4 protein-coding genes are annotated in these 3,273 nt (G+C 70.8%); all 4 read right to left on the reverse strand.

The genetic code is table 11. The annotated features are described in order from the left end of the window. Positions 1-693 (reverse strand): glutamate 5-kinase (gene proB, locus G6028_RS03755; RefSeq protein ID WP_182658083.1); only part of this gene is annotated, 693 nt, incomplete at its 3' end. Beyond that, positions 690-2,150 carry a GTPase ObgE gene (gene obgE / locus G6028_RS03760; protein ID WP_179524934.1) on the reverse strand — a complete coding sequence of 487 codons (1,461 nt, stop codon included), beginning with the start codon at positions 2,148-2,150 and terminating at the stop codon, positions 690-692. The genes proB and obgE, both read right to left, overlap by 4 nt. 122 nt (positions 2,151-2,272) lie before the next feature. Then, entirely contained in the window at positions 2,273-2,536 is a 264-nt protein-coding gene (rpmA, locus tag G6028_RS03765) for a 50S ribosomal protein L27 (protein ID WP_107748170.1), read from the reverse strand. A 68-nt stretch (positions 2,537-2,604) separates the two neighbouring features. Continuing rightward, a complete protein-coding gene (gene rplU / locus G6028_RS03770; RefSeq protein WP_017835684.1) occupies positions 2,605-2,910 on the reverse strand; it encodes a 50S ribosomal protein L21 in 306 nt (101 codons plus the stop codon). Positions 2,911-3,273 lie beyond the last annotated feature (363 nt).

A 3,273-nucleotide genomic window follows, 5' to 3' on the forward strand; every position in this document is an offset into this window, starting at 1 on the left:
CAGTCGCGCGGCCGCGAGCTTGGAGGCCATCCCGCCGGTGCCCAGCGCACCGCCGGCCCCGGCCACCACCCCGTCGAGGTCGGCCGCGCCCGACACCATCGTCACCGCGGTGGCGTCACCCTTGCGGGGGTCGGAGTCGTAGAGCGCGTCCACGTCCGAGAGCAGGATCAACGCATCGGCGCTGATGAGGTGGGCCACCAGCGCGGCCAGGCGGTCGTTGTCCCCGAAGCGGATCTCGTTGGTGGCCACCGTGTCGTTCTCGTTGACCACCGGCACCGCGCCGAGCGTGCGGAGTCGGTCCAGGGTGCGCTGCGCGTTGGCCGCGCTCTCCCGGCGCCCGATGTCCCCCGCCGTCAGCAGGACCTGGCCCACCACGCGGTCGTACCTGGAGAACGAGTCGCCCCACGCCCGGGCCAGTTCGAGCTGCCCCACACTGGCGGCCGCCTGCTTGGCGGACAGGGTGGCGGGGCGGGTGGTCATCCCCAGTGGGGACATCCCCGCGCCGATCGCGCCGGAGGAGACCACGAAGACGTCCGACCCCGCGGCCATGCGCGCCTGGCAGACGTCGGCCAGGGCGTCGAGCTGCGGCCGGCGGATCCCGCCACCGAAGCTCGTGATGGCCGACGAGCCGATCTTGACCACCACCCGGCGGGCCGTGCCGATCCGGCGCCGCAGCTCCGGTTCGCCGGTCACTCCAGGATCTCCTCATCGGGGTCGATCAGCCCGCGGCGCACCCGCTTGCGGTACTTGCGCTCGTGGGCGCCCACACGCTCGTCGGACTCCAACCGGATGTCGGTGCCTCGGCCCGTACGCATGAGGTCCACACCGGCCGGGGTCTGCGGCTCCCAGTCGAAGGAGACGTCGCCGACGGTGACCGTGCAGCCCGCCTGCGCGCCGGCCTTGATGAGCGCGTCCTCGACCCCGAGCCGGGCCAGGCGGTCGGCGAGGAAGCCGACGGCCTCGTCGTTGGCGAAGTCTGTCTGGCGGATCCAGCGCTCGGGCTTGGATCCCGAGACCACGTAGGCACCGGCCTCGTTCGGGTCCTTCCGGACGGTGAACTCGGCCACGTCGACGGCCCTCGGCCGCAACACGATCCGCTCGGGCGCCGCCGGCGGGTTGGCCTTGCGGTGGGCCTTGATGAGCTCGTAGAGCCCGTACCTCAGTTCGTCCAGGCCCTTGTGCGCGACCGCGGAGATGGCATACACCGGCCAGCCCTTGGCCTCGAAGTGGGCGGTGACCATCTCGGCCATATCAGCGGCGTCCGGCACGTCGATCTTGTTGAGCACCACGACCCGCGGCCGATCGGCCAGCTCCCCCAGACCGGCGTCGGCGAGTTCCGGCTGGTAGGCGGCGAGCTCCGCCTCGAGCGCGTCGACGTCCGAGATGGGGTCGCGGTCGGACTCGAGGCTCGCGCAGTCCACGACGTGTGCGAGGACGGCCGTGCGCTCGATGTGGCGCAGGAAGTCCAGGCCCAGGCCCCGCCCCTCGCTGGCACCCGGGATGAGCCCGGGCACGTCCGCGATGGTGAACGTGTCGTCGCCCACCGAGACCACCCCGAGGTTGGGGGCCAGGGTGGTGAACGGGTAGTCGGCGATCTTGGGCTTGGCCGCGGAGAGCACCGACACGAGAGAGGACTTGCCGGCAGAGGGGAACCCGACCAGTCCGACGTCGGCCATGGACTTGAGCTCGAGGGTGAGGTCGCGGACCTCGCCGGGCTCACCGAGCAGGGCGAACCCGGGGGCCTTGCGGGCCCTGGAGGCGAGCGCGGCGTTCCCGAGCCCACCCTTGCCGCCCTCGGCCGCCACGAAGCGGGTTCCTGCACCGACCAGATCGGCCAGCATCTCACCGTTCTGGTCCAGCACGACGGTCCCGGGCGGCACCGCCAGGACGAGGTCATCACCCTGGGCGCCGTTCCGGTTGGCGCCCATCCCGGGCTCTCCCTTACCGGCGCGCGCGTGGGGCCGGAAGTGGAAATCGAGCAGCGTGTGGACCTGGGGGTCCACCACCAGCACCACGTCCCCGCCGCTGCCGCCGTTGCCCCCGTCGGGGCCGCCGAGCGGCTTGAACTTCTCCCGGTGCACGGACGTGCACCCGCGGCCACCGTCCCCCGCCGCGAGGTGGAGCACTACGCGGTCGACGAATCTCGACATAAGCGGACTCCTCCTGCTGGTGGTGGGACTAACGGATGTGGCGCAAATGCTCTCGGGGACCGGGCGTGGGGTCATCAGACCCCGCCCGGCCCCCGAGGGCGAATCGCGTCAGTGTCGCCGGGTCAGGCCTCGACGCCGACCGGCACGATGTTGACGGTCTTGCGGCCGCGCTTGGTCCCGAACTCGACCGCACCGGCGGCCAGTGCGAACAGCGTGTCGTCGCCGCCACGGCCGACGCCCACGCCCGGGTGGAACTTGGTGCCACGCTGGCGGATCAGGATCTCGCCGGCGTTGACTTCCTGGCCGCCGAAACGCTTGACGCCGAGACGCTGCGCGTTGGAGTCACGACCGTTACGGGTGCTGGATGCGCCCTTCTTACTTGCCATGTCCGAACCCCTCCTTCAGGGAAGACGCCCGAGGGCGCTGAGCTGGTGGCCTTGGCGGCCGTGGTGGATTACTTGATACCGGTGATCTTGAGCACCGTCAGCTTCTGACGGTGGCCCTGACGCTTGTGGTACCCGGTCTTGTTCTTGAACTTGTGGATCCGGATCTTCGGACCCTTGGTCTGCTCGACGATCTCGCCGGAGACGGAGACCTTGGCCAGGGCGTCGGCAGCGGAGGTGACGGTCGAGCCGTCGACCACGAGGATCGGGGACAGGGACACGGAGGTACCGGCCTCACCCTCGATCTTCTCGACCTTGACATGGTCACCTTCGGCGACCTTGTACTGCTTGCCGCCGGTCTTGACGATCGCGTACATCGAGGGCTTCCCCTTGCTTCTCGGGTGTGTGGCCGCCACTGGGACGTCCACAACTACTGTGCGGTGTTCTCTCTGACCGGCCGACTCTCGTCGACCGGGATCGCCGGTCCCGCGGCCTTGACGGCCCGGCCCGCGACTTCTCGCGCGACGACATAGCGCCGCCACGAGCGACTTGTCAAGGTTACGGCCCGGCGGCACAGCAGGTCAAACCGACCGCGCCACCTGGCCAGACACCTCTAACGATCGCCGGCGTCAGGGGCGGTCGTGGACCTGGTCGCGCGTCGCCGTGCCGGTCGCTGACGCGGCTCCGCGACGACGACCGGGGGCACTTCGGCGAGCGGGGCGGCCTCGACCGCGGCCGCC

It is taken from the genome of Dietzia cercidiphylli (assembly GCF_014145145.1).
In the GTDB taxonomy this organism is placed as follows: Bacteria; Actinomycetota; Actinomycetes; order Mycobacteriales; family Mycobacteriaceae; genus Dietzia; species Dietzia natronolimnaea.

Excerpts from the sequence above, each read along its gene's own strand:
- obgE (WP_179524934.1), bottom strand. The coding sequence starts at position 2,150 with ATGTCGAGATTCGTCGACCGCGTAGTGCTCCACCTCGCGGCGGGGGAC.
- rpmA (WP_107748170.1), bottom strand. The coding sequence starts at position 2,536 with ATGGCAAGTAAGAAGGGCGCATCCAGCACCCGTAACGGTCGTGACTCC.
- rplU (WP_017835684.1), bottom strand. The coding sequence starts at position 2,910 with ATGTACGCGATCGTCAAGACCGGCGGCAAGCAGTACAAGGTCGCCGAA.